Annotated in this window: 15 protein-coding genes; 6 read left to right on the top strand and 9 right to left on the bottom strand. The window is 57.5% G+C overall.

Annotated elements, in window-relative coordinates:
- Positions 1 to 185 precede the first annotated feature (185 nt).
- Both NB063_RS13425 and NB063_RS13430 read right to left on the bottom strand, forming a co-directional pair.
- Positions 186 to 1,148 carry a hypothetical protein gene (locus NB063_RS13425; RefSeq protein WP_250929244.1) on the bottom strand — a complete coding sequence of 321 codons (963 nt, stop codon included), beginning with the start codon at positions 1,146 to 1,148 and terminating at the stop codon, positions 186 to 188.
- Between the two features lie 50 nt (positions 1,149 to 1,198).
- Positions 1,199 to 3,307 (bottom strand): sulfatase-like hydrolase/transferase, encoded by a 2,109-nt coding sequence (locus tag NB063_RS13430; RefSeq protein ID WP_250929245.1) that lies wholly within the window; start codon positions 3,305 to 3,307, stop codon positions 1,199 to 1,201.
- Positions 3,308 to 3,621: 314 nt separating this feature from the next.
- Here NB063_RS13430 and NB063_RS13435 point away from each other — a divergent pair, with 314 nt between their 5' ends.
- Positions 3,622 to 4,950: a Gfo/Idh/MocA family protein gene (locus tag NB063_RS13435; RefSeq protein ID WP_250929246.1), complete on the top strand. Its 1,329-nt coding sequence runs from the start codon at positions 3,622 to 3,624 to the stop codon at positions 4,948 to 4,950.
- Positions 4,951 to 5,133: 183 nt separating this feature from the next.
- Positions 5,134 to 6,279 carry a leucine-rich repeat domain-containing protein gene (locus NB063_RS13440; protein WP_250929247.1) on the top strand — a complete coding sequence of 382 codons (1,146 nt, stop codon included), beginning with the start codon at positions 5,134 to 5,136 and terminating at the stop codon, positions 6,277 to 6,279.
- 38 nt (positions 6,280 to 6,317) lie between these two features.
- Here NB063_RS13440 and NB063_RS13445 read toward each other — a convergent pair whose 3' ends face one another.
- From NB063_RS13445 to NB063_RS13455, 3 genes are all read right to left on the bottom strand, one after another.
- Entirely contained in the window at positions 6,318 to 7,058 is a 741-nt protein-coding gene (locus NB063_RS13445) for a hypothetical protein (protein ID WP_250929248.1), read from the bottom strand.
- A 128-nt stretch (positions 7,059 to 7,186) separates the two neighbouring features.
- On the bottom strand, positions 7,187 to 7,864 hold the full coding sequence (locus tag NB063_RS13450; RefSeq protein WP_250929249.1) for a hypothetical protein: 678 nt from the start codon (positions 7,862 to 7,864) through the stop codon (positions 7,187 to 7,189).
- 71 nt (positions 7,865 to 7,935) lie between these two features.
- Positions 7,936 to 9,741: a TolC family protein gene (locus NB063_RS13455; protein WP_250929270.1), complete on the bottom strand. Its 1,806-nt coding sequence runs from the start codon at positions 9,739 to 9,741 to the stop codon at positions 7,936 to 7,938.
- Between the two features lie 376 nt (positions 9,742 to 10,117).
- Between NB063_RS13455 and NB063_RS13460 the strand changes: the two genes are divergently transcribed.
- The 4 genes from NB063_RS13460 (at position 10,118) to NB063_RS13475 (ending at position 17,259) form a co-directional block, all read left to right on the top strand.
- The gene (locus NB063_RS13460) at positions 10,118 to 11,569 is read left to right on the top strand and encodes an efflux RND transporter periplasmic adaptor subunit (protein ID WP_250929250.1); all 1,452 of its coding nucleotides are present in this window, start codon (positions 10,118 to 10,120) and stop codon (positions 11,567 to 11,569) included.
- Between the two features lie 152 nt (positions 11,570 to 11,721).
- Positions 11,722 to 12,777 (top strand): HlyD family efflux transporter periplasmic adaptor subunit, encoded by a 1,056-nt coding sequence (locus NB063_RS13465; RefSeq protein WP_250929251.1) that lies wholly within the window; start codon positions 11,722 to 11,724, stop codon positions 12,775 to 12,777.
- On the top strand, positions 12,777 to 14,969 hold the full coding sequence (locus NB063_RS13470) for a zinc metalloprotease (RefSeq protein ID WP_250929252.1): 2,193 nt from the start codon (positions 12,777 to 12,779) through the stop codon (positions 14,967 to 14,969). Before NB063_RS13465 ends, NB063_RS13470 begins: the two co-directional genes overlap by 1 nt.
- 226 nt (positions 14,970 to 15,195) lie before the next feature.
- Complete coding sequence (locus tag NB063_RS13475) at positions 15,196 to 17,259, top strand: alpha/beta hydrolase-fold protein (RefSeq protein ID WP_250929253.1); 2,064 nt, start codon at positions 15,196 to 15,198, stop codon at positions 17,257 to 17,259.
- A 333-nt stretch (positions 17,260 to 17,592) separates the two neighbouring features.
- Here NB063_RS13475 and NB063_RS13480 read toward each other — a convergent pair whose 3' ends face one another.
- From NB063_RS13480 to NB063_RS13495, 4 genes are all read right to left on the bottom strand, one after another.
- A complete protein-coding gene (locus tag NB063_RS13480) occupies positions 17,593 to 18,288 on the bottom strand; it encodes a hypothetical protein (RefSeq protein WP_250929254.1) in 696 nt (231 codons plus the stop codon).
- Between the two features lie 232 nt (positions 18,289 to 18,520).
- Positions 18,521 to 19,783, bottom strand: coding sequence for a molybdopterin molybdotransferase MoeA (locus tag NB063_RS13485; RefSeq protein WP_250929255.1), 1,263 nt, complete (start codon positions 19,781 to 19,783; stop codon positions 18,521 to 18,523).
- On the bottom strand, positions 19,780 to 20,406 hold the full coding sequence (locus tag NB063_RS13490; protein ID WP_250929256.1) for a molybdenum cofactor guanylyltransferase: 627 nt from the start codon (positions 20,404 to 20,406) through the stop codon (positions 19,780 to 19,782). The genes NB063_RS13485 and NB063_RS13490 overlap by 4 nt, the downstream gene beginning before the upstream one ends.
- Positions 20,407 to 20,552: 146 nt before the next feature.
- Entirely contained in the window at positions 20,553 to 23,993 is a 3,441-nt protein-coding gene (locus NB063_RS13495) for an aminotransferase class I/II-fold pyridoxal phosphate-dependent enzyme (RefSeq protein ID WP_250929271.1), read from the bottom strand.
- Positions 23,994 to 24,048: the final 55 nt, after the last annotated feature.

The following is a 24,048-nucleotide window of genomic DNA, read 5'->3' on the forward strand; positions in this document are numbered from 1 at the left end:
GAGCAGCAGCAACGAAAGCGGCCAGGATGGAGAGCTGGGGGTGACGCAGATCGACCCGCTGTGCCTGTGGGCCGTCTAGGGTGAATCGTAGAAGACGGCCGGGGCTCTGGCAACGCAGCGGCCGGAGCCAGACGGGCAAAGTTCACGTTCCGGATGGCAAGATTCTCGATCCCGGCGGGCGGATTTCAGCTCATCGGGCGGAGTTTTTCGAGCGGGACGTACCACCGTGTGTATCGTCCGCCGTCACTGAATCGTTCGCCTTTGGGGTCATTGACGAGCACGGTGGCGCGGCGGGTGATGCGATTGACCCGACCGACGATTTTCGTGCCGCTGCTGTCAAACCACACCATATCACCGACGCGAATGTTGAATTTCGCCGCCGCCCGTTCTCGCTGGGTGATGAGGTCGTGTTGGTAGTCGGTGTGGGCAAAAAATGATTTGGCGATCCCTTGGAAACGCGGCTGGGAACAATTGCCGGTGTTCCAAATCAACATTTCGATCAGATGCGTCATCTCATGTTCGGCAACCCGCTGCATCGCTTCGAGTCGATCACGACACTTCCGGCCGGTGACCGTGACGGGGCGATCGACGTCTTCGAAGGTTTGAAAGAGCAGCGTTGAAGAGAGAATCAGTTCGAACTTGCGAGGCGCCTCTTTGCGGCCGGTGGGATAATGCGTGACGAGTTTGCCCGCGGCACTCGTCATTCGCGACGAAAACTTGAATTCGAGGCCTTCAGCTTTTGCGACCGGGAGCACTCGCGATTCAAAGAACGCTTCATCCATTAGGTGGATCAAACGAACGAGATCGTCGCGGCCGACTTTGCGGAAATTGGGCTGGTCGATCGCGCGGCTGAGTTTGAGCATTTCCGCATGAATGCGTTGTTGCTCGAATTTGATCTTGTCGACGGCTGGTTGGTTTTGGCGGATCCAGATCGCCAATCCGGTTAATGCCGCAGGATCTCGCGGCCGAATTTTGGGCGGAGCCGACGGGTGAGTTTTGCTGGCAGCATTGGGTACCGATTTCGTCGGTGTCTGCGGGACAAGCTTGGAACCGTTTGGGCTGGTCGCTTGTTGACGATATCGATTCGTCGTTTCGGAAACCTGCGTGGTCGCAGACGGTTTGCGTGAACGACGAGGAAAAGCTGCCATGTATCAAATCCGTTCTTGGTGAAGGTCACGCCCGTGGCGTGCCCGACGTGTTATCGCGAGGACTCGTCCGTTGCCTTTGGAATTAACCAACCACCGTCGGCGAGATCGGTCGAGGAATCGCCTTTGCGGTAACAGCTCAAACGCCACTTCGACGATGTTTGTCCTGCCAGTAGGGTTATCGTAAACCGGTGGGTGCCCGCTGCCAAGCGAATTTGCGTCGAACGGGTTTTCGATGCGTCGTGATCGAAATCGTTGTCAATCAAGATCGCGTCGTGAATCCGTGCGAGCGATGGTGTCGCTGATTGCAATTCGAAACGGTATTCGCCCTCGGCCGGGATGTTGAGATGGCCGATGTATTGATAGACGCCTTCGTCGAGACCCTCCGGATCATTCGAAATGTCCTTCATAATCATGTTGATCGTTTCGGACGCTGGCAGTGACAACATTTGTGGGACGTAAGGGAACGTTCCTTTGAATCCCGACAGCATGATCCCCGGCGTCATCGGTTGCTCGGGCAAGGCGGGAACGGGCAGTTTGTCGTAGGGGCGTTTTGCCGACTCGTTAGCTCGCCGCATGCGAAGCACACGTTCTTGCATTCCCTGTTGCAATTTCTCGAACTTTGCCGAGGTACCGGCTAGGTTTTTGGTTTCGCTCGGATCGTTTTCTAAGTCATAGATTTCAAATGGCTTGTTCGGGTCGGTGATGTTAACCCGGACGCCTTTGTATCCGCGATGCATGATGACCTGCATCTGGCCACGTTTCTTGTTTTGTTTGCGCTGCTCGAAATCCGCATAACGCTGAGTCGATCCGCCGACGGAGTATTCCACATAGACGCTGCTTTCGCGGCGATCACCTTTGCCCGTCATTGAGTTCAACAACGAGACGCCGTCGCATATTGCCGGAGGTTGCGTTCCCGCGACATCGGCCATCGTGGCCATCCAATCATGGAATTGACTCGGTGTGGTGTCGATCGTGCCCGCTGGAATATGCGACGGCCACCATGCGACGGTGGGCACGCGAATGCCGCCTTCCCAAGTGTCACGTTTGGTGCCGTCGAAAGGACCGTATGATTGGAATGACGTCGGCGCGTACTGAGCTGATTGCAAGTACGCTTCGTGATGTGGTCCGTTATCGCTCGATAGAACGACCAAAGTGTTTTTGTCGATCTCCAGGTCGCGGAGTGTTTGCAGGAGGTCGCCGACGCAGTCATCAATGCGGGTGACCATCGTGGCAAAACGCTCTTCGACATCGGACCAACCTTTGTCGGTGTACTTAGGATTGCGATAGGAATCGATGGTGCCTTTGGCGGTGTTGATCATCTCACCGTCTTTTCCGGTCCACTGGATGCCACCGTTGACGCCTCGTCCCGATGGATACTCCATCGTCGGAACCTGTAACGCTGCGTGGGGCGTGTCGTAGGCGAGGTAGAGGAAGAAGGGGGATGCGACATCTTGCTTGGATTGATCGACGATCCACTTCTTTGCATAAGCGGTGAACAGGTCCGTCGTATAGCAACGATCGAGTTGCTGAGAAACTTCTCGGTCGTTGTGCCAAACTTCTTTGGGTGTTTGGTGCGTCGGCGAATTGCCCAGTGGCCAACTTTCGGCTGGGTAGTGAAGGTGTCCGTCGACGTGTCGGACATAGCCAAAGAACTCATCAAATCCACGCTCGGTTGGATAGGCTGGCCAACGTGCCGCCGGTGTGGATGAGCTCGTTGACTCATTTTTTGTTCCACCTTGCAGTCCGTACTTGCCGATGATCGCGGTGGTGTATCCGGCGGATTTCAATACCGACGCGATGGTGTGGTTGTTAGGTAACGCTTTGTCGAATTGATTGTCACGCACATCGCTGTGTCCTTGATGGACACCGAGCAGCAACGACGCGCGGCTTGGTGCACAAACGGGTGCCGGGCAGTAGTGATTGCGGAGTTGGGCTCCTTCGCGAGCCATCGCGTCGATCGCGGGTGTCACGAGTTTCTTCGGGTGACTCGATTCGTTTTGATAGAGAATACCGAGGTCTCCCCAGCCAAGGTCGTCACACAAAATGAAGATGATGTTTGGGGCATCTTCGGGGGATGTGGTCGCAGCGAAACTGGTGGACGAATAACCAACCGCTATGGCGAAAAAGCAAACGCCTAAGATTTTTTCAAAGCGTGACATGGTGGGTCTGGCAGGGGGGAGTGAAGGAAAGTGGGTGTGGCGGGGTGCTCGACGAGAAATTTCTGTAGAAATTTTTGGAGGGGTGGAAGTTTTCCGAAGGGGTTTTGTGCCGGAATCGTCACCGCAGACCACGCTTGCGCAGAAAACTTGAGCGGGCAGTATAGCCCAACCGTATGGTACTGGGTTGATGGCTTTCGCGACAAACGTTTTGATGTCAAAACGTGAGTGTTCATTCATCTAGAGTGAGGATGAATTATACTCATGCTCCCTCCAAGCCGACCCCGTTTTTTCTCCCTCCTTTGGTGTCGAACCCTATGCCTACCGAACGAACGCAGAATGTTGTTCCTGTTTCCCAACCTACCCGCCGCAGTGTTCTGCAAGGGATAGCGGGTGCTACTCTCGCCTCGGGTGTGTGGAGCAGCGTATCAGCACAACCGTCTTTATCGCCCAACGAGAAGCTAAAAGTTCTCTGTGTCGGCACAGCCAACCGCGCTTCGGCAAACCTGGATGGTGTCGAGTCACAAGACATTGTCGGGTTGTGCGATATCGATCAAACGTATCTCGATCGTGCTGCAGAAAAATTCAAAGACGCCAAAACCTATCGCGACTATCGCGAGATGATCGATAAAGAAGCCGAGGCCGCCGACGCGATCGTGATCTCGACTGCCGATCACCATCACGCGCCAGCGACGATTCGAGCCATGCGTGCGGGGCTGCACTGTTATTGCGAGAAGCCGCTGACGCATACGATCGAAGAAGCACGTATCATTGCGAACGTCGCCAAAGAAACCGGCGTCGTGACGCAGATGGGCACCCAAATTCACGCCGAAGATAACTATCGACGTGTTGTTGAGATTGTCCAAGCCGGTGTGATCGGCGACGTGAAAGAAGTGCATGTTTGGGTTGGAAAAGGTTGGGGCGGCGGTGAGTTGCCTGAGAAAGCTGATCCACCACCACCGCACTTGGACTGGGAACTCTGGCTAGGCCCGGCACAGCGACGACCTTACGCTGCCGGACGTTATCACCCGGCGCAGTGGCGACGTTGGTGGGAGTTCGGTCAAGGAACGCTCGGCGACATGGGATGCCACTACATGGATTTGCCGTTCTGGGCTTTGCAACTGCGGCATCCAATTTCGGTGGAAGCCGAAGGTCCCGAAGTGCATCCGGAAACCTGCCCGCTCGGTTTGATCGTGCGTTACAAATTTCCCGCTCGCGGTGAACTCGCACCTGTCGATTTGACGTGGTACGACGGTTCGATGACGCCCAAGACGGTTGCCGGAGAACGGGTTCCCGGAAGTGGTGTGATGTTCGTCGGAAGCGAAGGCAGCCTGTTCGCGAGTTACACGAAGTACAAGTTGTTTCCGAAAGAGAAGTTTGCGGACTTCGTGCCCCCGGAACAAACGATTCCGAATTCGATCGGCCATCACGCCGAATGGATCCAAGCCTGCAAGGATGGGTCGCCGACAACGTGCAACTTCGATTATTCGGGGGCACTGACCGAATCGGTCTTGCTCGGTAACGTGGCCTATCGTGTTGGCAAACAAATCGACTGGGACGGTGAAAACCTGAAAGCGACGAACTCTCCCGAGGCCGATGCTTACTTGCGAAAAGAGTATCGTCCCGGATGGGAAGTGACCGCTTAGTAAACCGGTTGATTCGTCACGCACGAGGGAAGCCTCGTGCGTTTTGTCATTCGCGACCCCGTTGTCTCCGCCATAAGACGTCTCTGCGTCACCTCGCGTCCGCGTGTAGCAGCGTCGTTGTCCGATGATGCTATGCTGAGGCGGTCGGCTCATCCTTCTTTCCACTCAAACTTGAGAATCCCCGTGCGACGTTTCACCTTCGCTCCCTTGTGCGTTATCGCTGTTCTGTCCTTTGCCATTTCTGGATGTGGTTCGCGCAAGACGGAATCGGGAGGTGACTCGGAAACGGGCGATACAAAGGAACTTCAGGCGACCGTGGATGCCTCAACGGCGAAACCCGCTGACCCGGCCGAAGTCGTCGCCGTGGTCGAGGCGTTGACTGAGAAGATGCGGCGAGACGGAAACGGAATGATCATCGAGGTCGACTTCCGCGGAACAGAGGTAACCGACGCGGACCTTGAGTCACTGCCTGAGCTGCCGCGATTGCGATCGGTTCTGTTGGCGGGAACGCAAATTTCAGATGAAGGTTTGAAGCCGATCGGCAAGATCAAGTCGCTCGAGAATCTCGATTTGCGGGACTGCGCCATTGGAGACAAAGGGCTCGAGAGCTTGACCGAGTTGCCCAAGCTCAAAGCACTTCGTTTGTCGGGAAAGAGTGGTGATTGCGAGGTCAGCGATGACGGGATGGTGTCGGTCGCCAAGTTGCCAACCCTGAAAGTGCTCGCGTTGGATTTCCTCTGGGTCGGCGAAGATGGTTTAGAATCGCTCACCGGCTTAAAAAACCTGCAAGAACTCTATCTGGCTGGGACGACAATCGGTGATGAAGCGATCGGGATATTGGCGGCGTTCCCGAACTTGAAAAAGCTCCGCGTAGCCGGGACAGGAATTGGTGCCGAAGGAATTCAATCGCTGCCCAAACTCACCAAGCTCGAAGATTTGGACTTGAGCGAGTGTTCGCAAATTTTGGATGACGCGATGGCGCCAATCGCGGAAATGAAGTCGCTCAAGAAGCTCAATATGTGGCGATTGAATCTTTCCGATGACGGGATCAAACCGTTACAGGGTTTGACGCAATTGGAGTCGCTCAACCTCGACAACACGCGTTTATCAGACAAGGGCATGCCTTATCTGAGCGGTCTAACGTCGCTTGAGTTTTTGCATCTCGGCTCGACGTTGATCACCGACGAAGGGCTCGTTCATCTCGAAGGATTGAAATCGCTTCAAGATCTCAAAGTGACCCGGACCGCCGTCACGCAAGTCGGTGTTGATGAACTCAAAAAGCAACTGCCTAAGACGAAGATCCAATTGAAGTACATCGCAGGGACTTGAACCGCAGGTCGATCACGGATCGCGATCCGCCTTCGGGTTTAATAACCGCCTTCGGTTTTGGCGGCTTTGATTTCTTGGCGGAGGATCGTTGACATGTTGACGCGTGGGAAACGCTGGTCTTCGATCTTGGCCCGTTCCGCGAGCAATCCGGCCCGTTCGATTACTTGATCGACGTCTTTGCGGGTGAGTTTGGTTTTGATCGAACGGGCACCGGTGGTGTCATCGACGACGGCGACGGGTTCGAGCACGTCGATGATATCGAACACCGTGGCCCGGTTTACTTCGATGGCTTTGCGAATTCGTGAGAGATCAGTGAGTGCTCGTTCCAGTTCGTCGCCTTCGTAGTTCTTTTCGACGAAGGATTCGACGGCGTCGAGCTCGCCCCAGTGTGGGATCGGTAGACGCACGACGCGTTGCATGATCGCGGCGGCAGCGGCGGGCGGATAATCCGGCGCGCTCATCTCTTTGATCAACGCTTCGAATTGCTTGACCACCTCGGCTTTGTCTTCCGGTTCGAGCAAACTCTGTTCGATCATCGGCACGAACCCTTCGAGCGTGCGGACGGCGATCTCAGCTCGTTTTTGGAAGAGGATCCACGTCGTGACGCCGCACAATACCGCGGCGACGATTCCCATCAGCAATGTTCCCGCGACGACGGCCGGCAGACAGCCTGGCGAATCATCCGATTCTTCTGCGGGCACGTCGAGCGTCGTTTCGCTGTTGTCCGGCAAGGACGAATCGTCAGGGGTGGGTGTCGAATCGGTGGGATCGGCAGGCATGGATATTCGGTAGACGGTTTGCGATACGTGTTTGACTGTGAGGGCGATGCCGCGGCGGGGGCCATAGCGTCCCGGGCCAGTCTACCGTCTTTCCGTCGATTGTGGCACGACCGGACTGGCGCGCCCGATTAGATGTCGAGTTCGTCGAGTTGATCGACCAAGCGATCGAGTGCATCCGAAACCGACGCATCCAACGAAGTGGGTTCGGGGGTCGGTTGTACTGCGGGCGGCGGAGTGACGGCTGGGGTGGCGACGGGTGGACGGGAGACGGGCGTTGCGGGCTGTGCCTGCTGCGGTGGATCCGGTTTGGATGCGAGCGACGGAGCACCCCCGATCTGAAACGTGGGCACCTGCAAAGTTTTCAAGAGCGCTCGCAGCGATTCGAGGACCGACATGGCGTCTCGATTTTGCCGCATGTCAAAAAAATACATTCGGCCTGGGGGGCGAGCGTCACTCGATTGATCTTGCGAGGCTGTCGTTTCGACGTTGTCACGATCGCTCTCATCGGAATCGACCGCGTCGGGATCGCCCGCGTGCGGTCGACGCGTCATCGGACGTCCGGCCTGTTCGAGGTCTTTCTGGACCCGTTGTGGATCGTCCCACGCGAGACAGGCGATGTGGCCGCCGATTGACTCGAGAGCGAGCATTTCGGTCGATTCTTCACCGGGGATCGGCAAACGCTCAAGCAAGGTGACGTCGAGACCGGGTCGTCCGAGCAGGTGGCCGAGCAGATCGTCGCAATGGGCATGCGACGATGAACCAGCGCCGGTGGGGCGGAGAACGAGAACGTTGAGCCGAACGGCCATGCGACTTTCTTTGCAAATTGGGATCAAACGGGCCCGAAAGTCTTGGCGAAGTCGGCGAAGGTTTCAAGCGGTCAGCCGCCGGCGATCATGATTTGCGTGTGTTCGAGCAGCGTGCCGGTTTCGAATTGCACGTTCTTGATCGCGACCATGTACTCGGTGACGGCGAGATAATATCGGGTTTGCGATTCGCTGAGCCGCCGCTGCGAGTCGAGCAATTGCTCGAGGCTGATCGGCAATCCGGCCTCCCGATTGGCTTCGAGTGCGTCGAGAGCGTCTTTCGCGGCTAAATATCGATTCAGGCTTGTCTCGGCCAGCGCGAAGGCCCGGTCCGTTTCCGCAATCACGCTGAGCAGGTCGTGAATGATTTGGCGTTGTTGTTCGTTCAACACCGCGCGATCGCGTGCGATCTGCAATTTGGCATTTTGGACCGCGGCGTGCGCTTGCCGGAAACCGACCGGCATCCGGAATTCGAGGGCAGCCTCGTATTCTTGAAAGTCCATGTCGCCGAGTTCTTGGAACGCGGAATCCGATCCCGTCAAATGTTTGCCCAATCCGCGAACGCGATACGTCGAAACGAGATCGAGTGTCGGCAGCAGAAAATTCTTTGCCGCGAGTAGTTCCATTTCCCGCCGTTTGATCAGCAACCGTTGTTGCTGGAGTTCGGCCCGCATGCGAACCGCTTCGGCCGTCAACGAATCGGTGTCGAAGATAATCGGGGCGGTGATCGGTTCGTCGATCGGTCGCAGCAGGATGCCTTCGCTGACCGGCATTCCGATCAGCAATCGGAGACGACGTTCGGTCGCGAGAACGCCTCCGATGCCTGCAAATGTTCCGCCCGAGGAAGCGTTGTTGACTTGCGTGCGTCCGACTAATTTCCCGGCAACAGCGTCCTGGTATTCCGATTTGAATCGGTAGTACTGCTCACGAGCGAGTGCTTCGGCAGAACCGCCGCGGCGATTGGATGTCTTTTGGGCGTCATAGCTGCGCCAAGTCAGACGACTGCGTTCGAGTGCGTCGGCACGGGCGTCAACGTCGCGGTATGCGTAGGCGAGATCCCAGTACGCGTTGATCACGTTGCTGACGTAGTTGCGTGCGTCGCGTCGGAATTCGGCGACCGAGATATCGTTGTTGGTTTTGGCGATCAAGACGCCGTTGTAGACACCGGGCAGCGCCGCTGGGCCGCCGATGCGGTTGAAAGTTAAGCCGCCGCCACGCAGCAACGGTTGCCGCAGTTCAGCGTGCCATTGTGTTTGCCAGGCACTCGGCGTTTCATTTCCGGTCGCGTTGTTGGCGTCATAGTCGGTGATGCTGCGCAAGGCGAGTTCGGCACCGGTGGCGGTTCGCTTGGTCGTTTGGAAAACGTAATCGTGCGTGTCTTGTTTGAATGAATTGGCACCGCCGCCGAAGAAGCGGTTATTGAATTGTCGATCGTTGTTTTGGAATTTGCCGAGCGCGTAGAGCTGCGCGTCGAAGGCTGACAACGCCGATTCGATGCCGGCCTGCGGATCGGTTTGAACGAGCGGCAACGTTTGCTCAGTCGCCAATTGGTCAGGGGCTCGCAGCACCGTGGCGCCCAAGTCACGGAGGACTTCTGAGTTGCTCAGCGCGATGCGAATCGCGTCGTTGAGCGTAAGGTCGTGGTACTCCGCGTTTTCTAGCGAATCGGCGTCGCGGATCGTGATCGGTGGCAGAGGCGCTGTCGCGATCGCGGCGGATCGATCCATCTCGCTCGGAGGTGCGCCGGCGTCAACATTGGCCATGATGGCGTCGATGCACGTGGTGTCATTTCCGATCGTTTCCGGAATCGCGCGACTGGCCCGGCAACCCAGTACACCGGAGAACAACGACAGAATGCCGCCGGTGATCAACGACCACATCACGATGGAGAATACGCCCCAATGAGGCGTTGATCCACCGGTCCGTCTCGGCCGGTCTCGTCCGCTACGTTCGAACCCGCCACCGGCAATCGCCATCTCGGGCGGATCAGACGAAAGTCCGATGCCCAAGGAATCCGAAAGTGCGGGGATTCTCCCCGGCTTCGGGTCGTCAGCGGTGTTTGTTTTTGAGTTCAACTTTCCACATAGCAGAGCGTGCGCCAGGACGGCGGAGTAATCCGCATTCTCGTCTTTATTCGACGAATCGATACGACGTGATCCAGTCAAATCGTTACGAAACGTTGCAGCGGCCTGTTTCACGACATGAAACTCACCGATCGGGCGACGCTTTCGACACCATCGCGGGTAAAATGCAGCGATGAATGGTCCTCCCAACTCTAGTGATCGTCAGCTGCAAATCGGGCTCTTCGAGCTCGAGCGACTGCGGCGAACCGATTCGCTCGCCGATCCGGTCGTGCGGGCGCGAGGGTTGTGCGGCGAAATCGCCCGGGTCGCGGATTGCGACCGCGTGAGTTTTCTTGCGATCACGAGCGGCGAGCCAAGCCTCGTGGCGACGTCGACCACGGTGTCGATCGATGGTCGCTCACGCGAAGTTGCGTTTCTGCAACGAATCGCCCAACGTGTCCGAGAACAACGTGAATCGGTTTCGTCCGAGTCGCCCGATGACGCTTCACTGACGGACGGACCAGACTGTTTGGAATTCCTGGCGGTTCCGGTTTTTTCAAGTGATGAAACGACCGTCGACGCCGTGGTCGTGATGCAGCGTTTCGCTCCCCAATCGACCGGACTTGCGGACACGATCAAGCCGATTGAGTCGCAAATTGACGCTGCGGCGAAAGCTGTGATCGCGTCGTGGTTGTCTTCATCGCATCCCGCCGCAAGCGGAGTGGGAAGCTGGTGGCGTCGGCGCAGTGGACTGCAACGGTTGGCCGTGTTCGCGATGATCCTGGTCGCATGGATCGTGTTGCTGAGCATCCCGGTCGCGTTTCGTTTGAATGTCGAAGGCCGTCTTGAACCGGCGTCGTCGCGAGGAGTTTACGCTCCCGCCGCAGGAACGTTGCTCCGATTGCATGTTGCCGATGGCGAACTCGTGACCGCGGGAACGCTGCTCGCTGAGATGAGCAGCAATGAAATCCAAATGCAGTACGATCGCATCGTCGGCGAATTGGCTTCCGCGGAAACCGAACTAGCGACCCTGCGATTGAATCAATCGGATGCCGGTTCGGCGAGAAACGTGGACGGGCGAGAAAATACCGGGATGCAGGTGATGCGAAATCATTCGGCGCGTCAGATGGTTCTGCGTGCCCGAATTGATTCGCTGAAAAAGCAAGCCGAATTGATTCGAAACGTGAGGGAATCGTTGTCGATTCGTTCGAAGATGGATGGCCGTGTGATGATGCGAGACGATCAGTCGGAACTCGTAGGTCAGCACGTCATGCAAAGTCAGTGGTTGATGCAAGTCGTCGACACGGATAGTGGGTATCGTGCGATCGTTGATCTGCGCGAGAAAGACTTCGGGTATCTGAGCGATATGATGAGTTCGACAGAGAACCCCATCGTGGCAACACTTCGATTGCGGTCATCGCCCGATGTCGAGTTTACGGGCCGGACGCTCGCGGTCGCCGACACCGTGCAGATTGATGAACGCGGTATGGCGGTCGTGGAGGTGACGATGGGCGTTGCCGATTCACTTCCGGATGATCTGCATCTCGGGGCGACGGTTACCGGGATTCTGCGCGTCGGGCACCGGTCGCTCGGTTTTGTTTTTTTCCGGCCGGTGATTGAACTTCTGAGGAGTTACGGATGGTGAGTGTCAAGAACGAGCCGAGAACGACGACCCGATTTGTGAGTGCGAATTGCCCGAGCCTCATACCTCGAGGATTCCTGGCGAAATCCACGGTGTCTATTCAGTTTTGCTCAGTGCGACGTGGATTCACTAACGCTGCACGCGGGGCGATCATCATGGCCATGATATGTGCCGCGATTGCGTCGAATGCCCAGTTTGCAGAGGCCGCCGAGCCGACGGTTGTTGCGGATCTCGTTGTCGTGTTGATCGACGAAGCGTCGGTGTCGGCGACAACGGAAGGGAAAGTGAGCGAAGTGCGGGTGCAGGAGGGAGGGACCCTCGTGGCCGGCGATTTGATGCTCATACTCGATGATCAGAAAGCACAGATCGAGCGGTCGTTAGCCGATCGCTCGTTGCGAATCGCAGAAAATCGAGTTGCCGCGACCGATGCTGTCGACGCCGCCGAGGCGGAGGTGGCTGAACGCGACCAGTTGATCCGTGAGCACGCGGTGCGCCGCGAGTTGAATCGACGACGAGCGGCCAATGACTTGAAGATTCAAGCGGCTCAGAAGGCCGAAGCGGTTTCGCGGAACGAATGGATGCGAGCGAAGAATGCGAGGCAGAACTTTTCCGACGCGGTTTCGGAATCCGAAATCGACGCTCTGCATCTAGCGCTCCAACGCGCGGAATTGGAAACGCTCGAAGCGAAATTTCAACGCGAGATGGCTGAGATCGATGTGCGGCTCGACAACGCGTTTGGCGAAACCCTGCGGCTGAAGCGGGAAACGGCGGAAGTCGCTTTGGAGGCTGCCAAATCGGCGGGACAAGTTCGTAAACTCGAAGCCGAGATGCAACGGTTGCAATTGGAGCTCGCTCAGAACGATCTCGAGGCGCATCATCTGCGATCTCCGATTGATGGAGCCGTGGTCGCGGTCCATGTTCGCACCGGTGATTGGGTGCGGCCGGGACAAGTCGTCGCTCGGGTCATTAATCGCGATCGATTACGAGTCGAAGGGTTCGCGAAGGCCGCACATGCTCAGAGGCTACGCGACTCAAACGAAGTATGGATACTTATTTTGCAGCCGAATGGGGACACGGGACGTTTCTCAGGTGGACGCAAGTTCGTCAGTCCTGAAATCGATGCTGTGACCGGCGAAGTTCGATTCTGGATCGAATTTCAGAACGACGGCAGTGTGTATCCGGGGTCGAACGCGCGCGTCGAGATCCGCTGATGAGTGTACCCCGTTTGGAACTGCGTTCGGATTTGATCTCCAGACAGATCTCGTTGGGTGATCGCTGCGTTTGGGTTTTAAAAGATCCGCTCTCCCAAGCGTTTCACTTTTTCGACGAGGCTGAGTTTGGGATCCTACGGTCGCTGGCTGGTGGATGTGGCTTTGCCGAATTGGAACAGAAATATCGCGGTCATGTGGAATCGCGGACGTTGGCGCGGTTTCTATCTTCGGCGAGTCGTGCCGGATTGTTGGTCAGCAACGATGTCGCGACGCCGTCACGATGGTGGCGCGCCTCGCCACAGCGTCCACGTCGGCGATGGTGGAGCCAGCCGCTCGCGATTCGATTGCCAGGATTCACGCCGGATCGATTGTTCGCTCGCCTGCCGAAAATGACGGGCTTGTTTCTCGATCGTGGGAAAGCGGCGTGGTGGGATAGAATCAGGGCCAGGCATGTTTTGATCGCTATTTTGCTGTTGCTACTATTGGCGTGCTCAGTCGTGGGTTTGCGGTTGGATGAGTTGCTCGCGGATTCGGCGAGTGCGAGCCAGCAGCTGTACACGGCCGTGGTTTCATCTGGCGGGATCAGCGGCGACGGTTCGATTAGCAGTATCCTGCTGATTTTTGCGTTGGCGGTCGTGACGACCAAGGTGATCCATGAGATCGGGCACGCCTGGGTGTGTAGTGCGTTGGGAGGTCGATGTCGCGAAGTCGGTGTGTTGTTATTGTTGGGAATTCCCTGTTTGTATTGCGACGTGAGTGACACGTGGTTAATGCCGCGACGTCGAGATCGGATTTTGGTTTCTGCCACCGGCATGATCGCGGAATGGATTGTGGCGTCGATCGCGGTGCTGGTTTGGGCGACGACGCAGCCCGGTGTGTTACATGATTTGTCGGCGCTGATTGTCATGGTCGCTTCAATTAGCACGGTTCTGATCAATGCCAATCCGTTGCTGCGGTATGACGGGTACTACATGCTTTCGGATTGGGCTGGTGTGCCGAATCTTTCCACCGAAGCGGGCGCGGCGGTGCGTTCTTTTTTCTCAGGCTTGTTTCAGGGCGAAGCAACGACACGAGCGAACCCGTGGTTGGTGTTGTATGGCATCGCCAGCACCGGGTATCGAATGGTCGTTTATGCGGCCATTTTGTGGGCCGTCTACACGCTTGTCGAATCTCGCGTCGGCGTGGGCGCGGCGCTACCTATCACGGCCTGGCTCGGTTTTGTGCTAATGAACCAATTTATCCGAGGCGAACGGCGGGTGCGTGATGATGATCCGGATGATCGAGGTCATGGTCGATTGGTGTCCGGTTTGATCGCCGCTGCGATGATGTTGCTCCTATTTGTTCCACTGCCGCGCAGCCTGCGGGTGGGCGCGTTGGTGCGGCCGGAAGGCGAAATGCCGCTCTACGTTTCGACCCCGGGCACGCTGGTTTCGGCGGAGGCGACCGGTAACGTCTTGAAGTTGGATGATTGGCGACTGCGTTTGCAAGAGTTGATGGCACGGGGACGTGTCGGCGAACTGCGGGCGGAACTCGCGGCGGCGAAGATCGATCGCCTGGAACAGCCTGAGAGAGCGTTGTTGCATCCGATCCTGCAGGATCAGTTGAGCAGTGCCGAGGAACAACACGCCACCATCGCCAATCGCTTGCAGGAGGTGGAACCACGCGTGCAACCAGGAATGACGCTTTTCGACCCGCCGATCCGTCGCGCCACCAAACGGCAACGCGAGGAAGGTCGCTGGAGTTGGACAGGCGTTCCGTTACGTCGCGAACATGTTGGTGCGACGATGGAAAGCGGTACTCTGGTCGGTCGGAGTGGGCACCCGACAGCGAGAACGGTTTCGTTGTTTGTGCCTCAAGAATCCGTCGATGCGTTGCGGCCGGGCCAATCGGTTTCGCTGGGGTATCGCGGGCTGCCGATCGGCTCGATCACAGGGCGGGTTGAAGCCATCTCGACGGATCCGGTGGACTCGTTGCCGGACGAGATAGTCGCGTCGGGATGGGCATCGGCTCAATCTCGCGCGGACGGCACGCATCCTCGGCGAGAAGTTTTGTACGAAGTGACCGTCTCGATCGATGAGAAGAATTCCAACGCGATGGTCCTGCCCGCCAGGCTGGTCGCCGCGGCAAGAGTGGATCTACCGCCGATGTCTTTGTTTTCCCGGTGGCGACGTTGGATGGCGGACAATTTTTGATCGAGTTTGGTGAATCATTTCTATTTCAATCAATAGAATGGTGGGCAGCTGGCTCGATCGGTTCCAGATCCATGGACTTGCGTTCACACTAATCGTCTGCGTCAGCAACTGTGCTTGAATAGCTTACGTGGGATGGTTCGCACACGAGAGTTCGCACACGACGGTTCGCGACCGGTTACAGTATTCGGCGTCGCTTTCTTGACTTCGTTCCCCAACGAGATTTCTCATGCGCCCCCATGCCTACCTTCGACGTGCCACCTTTGGAGTGGGCGCGGCGATTGTCGTCTGTTGTTTCAATGTGCTTCCGGTGAACGCTTTCGAAGGGGCGTCGGTTGTTTCCTATTACGGGTATGACGACTGCATCCGTTTACAGAACGACGAGGTCTCGGTGGTGTTATGTCCCGCGGCGGGCGGTCGGGTGCTCGAGTATGCGCTTGATGGTACGAACGTTCTTTACCTCCCGTCCGGTGGCGAAGGATGGCGAGCGGGGACTGACAGAAAACGTCCTGATTTGAATGCGGGGCGTTTTGACATCGGTCCCGAAAAGGTGGTCAAACGCGGTCAAGTGTTATGGGCCGGCGAGTGGACGGGGGAGATCACGGGCGATCGTGCGGCTCGGCTGACGAGCCAGTTTGATCCGGAATCAGGCGTGCGTTTGATTCGCGAGTTTCATCTGCATGAGTCCGATTCCCAATTGCGCTGCACGCAAACGATCGTGAATGAATCGAAGAAATCGGTCAGCCTTTGTCATTGGGGACGTACGTTCGCGGTCGGTGGCGGCGTCGCGGTGGTGCCCCGATCAGTTCACGGTCGATTTCCTGTCGGCTATGTCATGTATGAAGGGGCGAACTCGATTCAGCTGCAGCCCGACGATCCTCAGATTCAGGTCAGCAAAGACGCGGTCATCGTGACGGGCCCGCCCCAGCATGCAAAGCTCGGGTTTGATTCTCATGCCGGATGGTTTGCGTATCTGGCGCCGACCAATCAAATCTTTGTGAAACGTTTCGAAACGTATCCTGACCGCCCGTACAACGAAGCTGCTGGGTTGACAGTGTCAGTGTGGTACCCCGAACAGGACCGCGTCGAATTGGAACCGATCGGTCCGGCGGAGAATTTGAAACCGGGGCAACAGGCCGACTTCACCGAGCAATGGTGGATTCTGCCCTATGATTTCCCAGAGGATCCCAACGACGTTGAGTTCAATGAAATCCGTCGAATCGTTTCGCGGAAGACCACGCCTGCCGGGCAAGAACCGGGAACGCTTATCTCGCCTGAGGTTCACCCAAACCGAACAGTGACCTTTCGTTTTTCGGGCGGTGATTCAGAGAAGATCAGCGTGTTGCTGAATCGCAAAGCGTTGCCACTGACGCGAGATGTCGATGGGATTTGGAAGGTGACAACGGGGCCGCTCGCGCCGGGCATCTATGAGTACGTGTTTGAGGTCGACGGGGTGCGTGTGACGGATCCGCGAAATCGATGGACGAAGAAGTGGTTCGTGTGCGCGAGTTTGTTCGAGATCCCAGGCGAGGAGCCTCTGTTGACGCAGCGGGCAGGTGTGCCGCACGGCACAGTCCATCGCCATCTTTATCAGTCCACAACGACCGGTGGGCAGCGTGCCGCAGTGGTTTACACGCCGCCGGGGTACGAACCGGACGCGGCCGAGCCTTATCCTCTGTTGGTGCTCTGCCACGGTTTCGGTGACGACGAAACGGCGTGGACCGAAGTAGGGCGGGCCCATCATATCCTGGATAATTTGATTGCCGCTGGAAAAATCTCTCCGCTCGTCGTCGTGATGCCCAACGGCCACCCGATTCCTCCTAACGAGCGAACTTGGTCGGAAGACTACAACAACAAGAACAGTGAGCAGTTGGTTGATGACGTTTTGGACGACCTCCTGCCTCTGGTGACGACGCAATATCATGTTTCCACTCATCCGGAACGAAGAGCGATCACGGGATTGTCGATGGGAGGCGGCCACTCGATCGCGATGGCGATGACTCGTCCAAACGAATTTGCTTGGGTGGGTGCCTTCAGTGCCGCGGCGCCGGAGGGTGAGTTCGCGACACAGCACCCTGAGTGGACGCAGGACACCGCCGATGTCAATCAACAACGACGACTATTTTGGATCGCATGCGGCTCCGACGATTTTCTACTCAAGCGAAATCATCACTTCGTCGAACAGCTCAAAACGCATGACATTGATCACGTATACGTAGAAACGAAAGGCAACCACTCATGGAACGTTTGGCGTGAATACTTGCCAACGTTCCTGCAATTATTGTTTCGCTAATAACGCGTCGAAACATCGTTGTTTCTTAAAGGGAACGGAATGTCTCTCACGCAGCGTCTGCATACAACTCGTTTTCGAATCGCGGATCACCGTAAGATAGGCAACGTTATCACCGAATCGTTTGATGGTCTCGAACGGTGTGCAACGACAGACAACGCGGGACTGCAAGACCGTGGCGTTGCATTGCAACCACGAGGGTGGGGAATACCGCGAAGTCGACCTTGCCGCTCGTTCCCCATTGACCTTTCTCTTTAAACGAAAACACGCGAACTCGTTTCCTTGTCCGCGTGTTCTCGGGTTCGTCAGCGACGTGAGTTAGCATCGTAAGATGCTCTAGAACCTGATAGTGAAGCCCGGCAAGCTTATACCTGTCGAAGAGCGAGGGCGTTGGTAAGTCACCGGTTGTCGAGATGTGGAGCGGCGTTGATAGGTGTGGACGTCGTGATGCGAGGTCGATCCGTACAATGCGAGTTCCATCCGTTGCAACAGTGGCAAGGCTTCCCCCGTGATCACACCACGCATGTGATTGATGGCGATGTAATCTTGGTGTCGCACACCGTCATAGCCTTGGTGTTGCAGTTCGCGGTACAGCGTCAAGAGCAGCGATCGGACGCTGTTCATATCCTCGGCGACGTGGTGAATCAGGCTGCTCGACGCGTATCGTGAGTTCGCCGCGTCGTGCAGGATGTGATGCATGTGCTCTTGGAGCCGTTCGAGCTTGGTGACGGTTACTTCGATCCCGTGCGAGTGCTCGTAGTCTTGGCTCAATTGGTGAGCGTCGTCGTGGAGGTGACGGGCGACCTCAGCAAGCTGATCCGCCAATCGGTCCAATTCCCTCACGCTGGCCTGGTGAACATGGCTGTCGTGATGACTGCCCGAATGATGCGAGCTGTGGAAATCGTCGTGGTGGGTCTGCGTCTGAACCGGACGTGGGTAGAAACCGAACCGGTTGAACACTTGAGCGTTCGCCGAGGAGCAGGTGAACGTGGCAACAATAGCGGCGGCGACCAGGGCGAAACATCGTGTCATCGGAAATCTCCAAAAAGGTAAGTGGCTTAGTGGAGTCTCTTAAACGCATGAGGTGTGCCAATTAGGCAAGGTAAGCCGCTTTATCGCTGTTTCACTAGCGTTTCACAGGGTTTGGGCAGTTTTGGCGACCTGATCCCAAATTGAAAGTGTCGTCACATTGAGTTGGTGAGCGTGCTCACGGTGATTCCGATGTGTCATCAAAAGGATGCCACTGTGGCTGCCATCGGGGACATCACCAGGAGAAAAACGGCCAGGGACCGGGGTGGTTTGCGTTGGGCGGCATCTCGATGAATCCGTCGCTTGCTCCGAGGGAGACGAGGTCACCGGAGCCCTTGCCGACGACCAGTTCGGCGCGTCCTGGGCCGGACATCCGGACGGCTCGCATCCAGTGAAGGTGCAGGATTTTAGGGCCGATTTCGTCCAACATCACCGACTGAGGTGTCGCCTGCCAGTGCATGACGCCCGCGAGTTTGTCGATCAGGGGTAACGCGAATCGGACGGCGCCCATGGTGGCGCTGACGGGATTTCCTGGCAGGCCGACAATGGGTTTGGCGGTCGAGGTGTCGGCGTCTTGATAGATCGCACCCAGGATGGGCTTGCCCGGTCGCAGCGGCAATTTGTGGAAGATTGTTTTGGCGCCGATCGCGGCCGTGATCGCCGGCACGTAGTCGTGATCGCCCATGGAAACTCCGCCGGTCAGGATGACGATGTCGTGTGCGGCAATTGCATCGAGCACTGCCTTTTGCAAGTGCTCCGGATCATCAGGGACGTGGAGCATCGTTGGTGATGCGACGTAAGGGCGTGTCGCCATCAGCGACTGCAGGGTGGGCGCGTTGCTGTTGCGAATCTTCCACGGTGGCAGCGATTCGTTTGACGTGTGGTTCACGTCGTCGAGTTCGTCACCCGTTGTGATGATGGCGACGCGAACCAAGCGGTGCACCGTTGCCGTGGTGAGACCGAAGCTCGCGATCACACCGGCTTGCGGGCCCCGCACGACCACACCGGATGATAACGCCTGCTCGCCCGCGCCGATGTTTTCGGCGCGCCCACGGATATTGTCTGCCGGACGGGTGAGTTTGGCTTCGGCGCGCCAGCGGATCGTGCCCAGCGGAGGCGATTTCGCGGCGGGGGTTTCGATCGTGTATTCCCGTTGGATCACGCGGTCACAACCCGCCGGAACCATTCCGCCGGTGAAGATGCGGATCACACCAAAATCGGCGAAGTCGGGGGCGGGTGATCCAGGAATGCTTTCCCCCGTAACCGGGATTTCGTCGTTGCAGTGCAGTTCGCTGGACTCTACCGGCCGGCGCATTGCGATCGCGTAGCCGTCCATCGCCGAAACGTCGGCGGCCGGATTATCACGGTCTGCGATGATCGGGCCTGCAAGTACGCGGCCGAGCAAGTTGCCGCAATCGTGTTCGACATCGACTGGAGTTAGCGGTTCGGCGAGTGCGGCGATCGCGTCGCCGGGGCAATCGAAAGCGTAGTGGTTCATGGGTGAAGATCGGCAGGCGAATTGACGTTGTGGAGCACGTCAGCGGGCAGTCCGACGGTGACGTGATCTATGGTTTGGATGAACCGATACAGGCTGCGACGGTGAGAGCGAGCCAACGAGGTGAGCTCCGCTAACATCCCCAACGGATAGACCGCGATGAGCGGTTGTAGCGTTTTGTCCAAGGATCCAACGGATGAGTCATCCGTTGCAATTGCCGAGGTGACCGCGCACACGATCCGATCAGGGGTCGATTCAAATTGCCGTAGCAGGACTCCCAAATGTTCCGCTTTGAGACGCGGCACGTCAACCGGCGTGAATAAGGCTCCGGTGCAGCGGAGTGTACCAACGAGTTCGAGTGATCTCGATACGCCTTCGGCCGGACCACAGTCAGGCCGTGAGTCGACAACGGTGTGCAGGTCAGGAGAGTCCGGCAACGCAACCTCTGATGCATCCGCGGCGAGAGAAACCGCGATTTGATCGCAAACCGCAGAGAGTTGGCCGATGGCGTGTTGAAGAAATGTGCCGCCATCGGGATGCGGCAGCTCGGCTTTGCAACGACCCATCCGAGACGATCTACCACCGGCGAGAACAACGCCCAGGATTTGTTGCGGTCGATCATTCATGTGCGACGGCACGATTCATGCGAAGTCATGGTAATTTCGGTGATGGTGGTGGCGGCGATGACCGGCAATTCACGCGTCGTTTGACGCGTGACGCATCACGAATGGGTTGACCCAATGAATTCAGCGGTGCGGAGCACTCGCGGTATCTAGCCGGTTTCGGCGAGCGAGGTGGCTGGGATTCCTTGCAGTTCATTGTAGTGGAACTGCGTGCGATCGACAGTAAAGCGAATCTGCTCTTCGGAATGCTCGCTGGTGATGAAGAACCGCAAGCGAGCGGCGGATTCGTCGACTGCGGGATAGAGAATCGGTTGCACGTTGATCGCGTCTTTCTTCAACCGATTGCTCAACCTCAGCGCGACCAGCGAGTTCCCAGTGATGACGGGCACGACGGGAGTTCCGCCGCTGTCTCCGGTATCAAGACCGGATTTACGGCAAAGTGAAAGGAACAACTGGCTGTTCTGACGCAGTCGTTCGACGCGTTCCGGTTCGCGTTCGAGCACATCGAGGGACGCGATCGCCGCGGCGACTTGGCTGGGAGGCATCCCCACGCTGAAGACAAAACCGGGGGCGGTGTAACGCAGTAACTCGACCAGGGCCTGTGGGCCAGCGATGTATCCGCCGCACGACGAAGCCGATTTACTCAGCGTGCCCATCCAGATATCGACATCTTTCGGATTGAGACCGAAGTGCTCTGCGATGCCGTGTCCGGTTTTGCCCATCGTTCCAAAACTGTGGGCTTCATCGACCATCAACATGCAGCGATGACGTTTTTTGACTTCGATGAACTTCGGCACGTCGGCGAAATCGCCGTCCATGCTGTAGACGCCTTCGATGACAATGAGGGTCCGTCGGTATTGGTGCCGAAGCGCCGTCAACATTCGGTCGAGCGATTCGTAATCGTTGTGTGGGAACGGTCGCCGTTTGGCACCGGACAGCAACGCCCCTTGCACGATGCTGTTGTGGGACAACGCGTCGTGCAAGATCAGATCTTCGGGGCCGACGAGGTGTCCGATCGTGGTTTCGTTGGTTGCGTGACCTCCGACCATCGTGATCGCAGCGTCGACACCGACCCATTCGGCGATGCGGCGTTCGAGTTGGCCGTGGATCGGTTTTTCACCGCTGACGAGTCGACTGGCCGAGACGCTCGTTCCGTACTGCGCGATCGCGTCGGAGGCCGCCGCAGAAACTTCGGGGTGACCGCTCAGGCCGAGATAGTTGTAGCTGGCGAAACTGATGTACGTTTCACCGTCGATCATCGTCGTATCGCTGACGATGTTGTCGTGAACGGTGAAGTACGGGTTGGGGCAGCCCGTCAATTGCATCTGCCGCATGGTGGCTTTGAGCCGGCGGTATTCGGTGAACTGGGTCACGTCGTCTTCGGGAGCCACCGAGACGCTGCGGATCGGACGGGTTGCGTTGCCGTCGATGGAATGCGCGGTGATCGCCGCTTCCAGATCCGAGCCGTTGATTTGATCATCGGTGGCGCCGAGTTGTTGATTGGGATCGGCGAGGAACGCTTCGGCGCGGGCCCGGGCACCGGCCGGCAGGTACCGTTCGACCGCTGCGGCGGTTTGTCCGATCGTTTCGATTTCGTCGAGCACCTGTTCGGGAAAGCGTCCGCCGAAGGTACGTTCGAGGCTGCGGGCGATTTCGAGTCGTTCGAGACTATCGAGACCGAGATCCAAGACGATGTTGGTGTCCGTCGACATTTGGCCGGCCCGCTCGCCAGCGATGCGGCGGACGTGCGTTTCGATCGCATCGATGATGACGGGATCGGCGGGCACATTGAGTCCGCTGCTACCTGCGGCGGCTTTCATCATCGTTTCGCCAGCCATGGCAGATGGCTGCAGTGATGATTCTTCGCCACGGATCCACTGTGCAACGACTTTCAATTCGTTGTCACGAACGGCGTGCAAACAGGCGTGACGTTGGATCTTGCCGCTGCTCGTTTTCGGCACGCTGCTGTTACGGACGAGGTAGACCGCGTCGGGTGGAAGATCATGTTCGGCGGTGACCGCGCGACGGATCGATTGCAAGTGATCGTCCCAATCGAGATCGCGACGACGAATGGTTTCAGCGACGATCACGAGTTGCTCGCGGTCGCTATCGGTCATCGCAAACGCGGCAACGGATCCAGCTTGCACGACGTCGCTAGCCCGTTCGACGGTTTCCTCGATGTCTTGCGGGTAACGATTGACGCCCCGCACGATGATCATGTCCTTCAACCGCCCGGACACGAACAGTTGTCCTTCGTGCAGAAAACCCAAATCGCCTGTTCGCAAAAACGGGCCTTGGTTGTCGCTCGTCATCGCGGCGAACGTTTTCTTCGATTCTTCGCGTCGTTGCCAATAGCCACGACCAACCGAAGGGCTCTTCACCCATATCTCGCCGATCGAGCCCGGGGCGAGCAAATCGCAGGTGTCAGGGTCAACGATTTCGATCTGTTCTCCCGGCAAGACGCGTCCGCATCCGACCAGTTCGCGACCGGAATCGGGATCGGTGGGAGCACTTACTTTTTTGTTGTCGAGCGAGGGACCGTCGAATCGCGACAACACCGGACGCGCTTGATCCTTCCCGTTGTCCTTCGGACCGCCTGTCACGATCAGGGTTGTTTCCGCCATCCCATAGCACGGCAGGTGCGAGGTGCTTTGGAATCCGATCTTGCTGAACCGTTGTGTGAACGCATCGAGCGTTGAAGCGCGGATCGGTTCGGCGCCATTGAACGCAATTTCCCAGGACGAAAGATCAAGGCCAGCGACTTCTTCATCGGTGATCTTGTCGACGCACAACTGGTACGCGAAGTTCGGTCCACCGCTCACGGTAACGTTGTGCTTCGAAACGACGTGTAGCCATCGCGCCGGTCGTTGCAGGAATGCCATCGGGCTCATCAAGACGTTCGGGCAACCCATGAACATCGGCATCACGACGCCACCGATCAGCCCCATGTCGTGATACGTCGGCAGCCACGATGCGCCGACGATTGACCGCGACGGTTGGAACGCGTGCAGAATCAGTTCGCTGTTGGCGACCAGATTCTCGTGCGTGAGCATGACGCCTTTTGGCGAACCAGTCGAACCGGAGGTGTACTGCAACACGCCGAGCGCGTCGCTGCGCAGTCGTGGGCAACGCCAATAGGACCCGTCGCGGTGATCGGGCGAATCGGTGCCGAGCAATTGAACGCCGACGAGGTCCTCGTGGAGGTGTGGACCGGAGAGTTGTTCAATGACCGAACTGGTCGACAACGCCCACCGTGCGTCGGCGTCGAGCACGATGGAACGGATCCGCGAGGCTTTGCGGTTACGTCGGGGTGGGAAGGCAGGAACCGCGATGGCGCCGGTGGCAAAGACCGCAAACAGTGAAACAACAAATTCCAACCCCGGCGGGTAAAGCAACAACACGCGGTCGCCGGGACGGATACCGCACCGGCCTTGCAGGTAACCGGCGAGTCCGCGGACCTCGTCCCATAACTCCGCGTAGCTGAGCGATTCCTCGGCGTCCTCGCCGTCAGTGAACGAGAACGCGGTGTTCGAGGATCGGGCCTGTTCCCAGTGCCGCAGGATCGATACGAAATGGTCCCGCGGGGGCATATCGCCAGAGAAGTATTTTTGCAGATCCACCAGTTTCAACCTATCGCGGTTACGA

This window comes from Aporhodopirellula aestuarii (genome assembly GCF_023701485.1).
GTDB lineage: Bacteria > Planctomycetota > Planctomycetia > Pirellulales > Pirellulaceae > Rhodopirellula > Rhodopirellula aestuarii.

What these genes read in the sequence shown, in the direction of transcription:
- NB063_RS13425 (WP_250929244.1), bottom strand. Translation starts at nt 1,148, where the DNA reads ATGGCAGCTTTTCCTCGTCGTTCACGCAAACCGTCTGCGACCACGCAG.
- NB063_RS13430 (WP_250929245.1), bottom strand. Translation starts at nt 3,307, where the DNA reads ATGTCACGCTTTGAAAAAATCTTAGGCGTTTGCTTTTTCGCCATAGCG.
- NB063_RS13435 (WP_250929246.1), top strand. Translation starts at nt 3,622, where the DNA reads ATGCCTACCGAACGAACGCAGAATGTTGTTCCTGTTTCCCAACCTACC.
- NB063_RS13445 (WP_250929248.1), bottom strand. Translation starts at nt 7,058, where the DNA reads ATGCCTGCCGATCCCACCGATTCGACACCCACCCCTGACGATTCGTCC.
- NB063_RS13450 (WP_250929249.1), bottom strand. Translation starts at nt 7,864, where the DNA reads ATGGCCGTTCGGCTCAACGTTCTCGTTCTCCGCCCCACCGGCGCTGGT.
- NB063_RS13455 (WP_250929270.1), bottom strand. Translation starts at nt 9,741, where the DNA reads ATGTGGTCGTTGATCACCGGCGGCATTCTGTCGTTGTTCTCCGGTGTA.
- NB063_RS13460 (WP_250929250.1), top strand. Translation starts at nt 10,118, where the DNA reads ATGAATGGTCCTCCCAACTCTAGTGATCGTCAGCTGCAAATCGGGCTC.
- NB063_RS13465 (WP_250929251.1), top strand. Translation starts at nt 11,722, where the DNA reads ATGGCCATGATATGTGCCGCGATTGCGTCGAATGCCCAGTTTGCAGAG.
- NB063_RS13470 (WP_250929252.1), top strand. Translation starts at nt 12,777, where the DNA reads ATGAGTGTACCCCGTTTGGAACTGCGTTCGGATTTGATCTCCAGACAG.
- NB063_RS13475 (WP_250929253.1), top strand. Translation starts at nt 15,196, where the DNA reads ATGCGCCCCCATGCCTACCTTCGACGTGCCACCTTTGGAGTGGGCGCG.
- NB063_RS13480 (WP_250929254.1), bottom strand. Translation starts at nt 18,288, where the DNA reads ATGACACGATGTTTCGCCCTGGTCGCCGCCGCTATTGTTGCCACGTTC.
- NB063_RS13485 (WP_250929255.1), bottom strand. Translation starts at nt 19,783, where the DNA reads ATGAACCACTACGCTTTCGATTGCCCCGGCGACGCGATCGCCGCACTC.
- NB063_RS13490 (WP_250929256.1), bottom strand. Translation starts at nt 20,406, where the DNA reads ATGAATGATCGACCGCAACAAATCCTGGGCGTTGTTCTCGCCGGTGGT.
- NB063_RS13495 (WP_250929271.1), bottom strand. Translation starts at nt 23,993, where the DNA reads ATGCCCCCGCGGGACCATTTCGTATCGATCCTGCGGCACTGGGAACAG.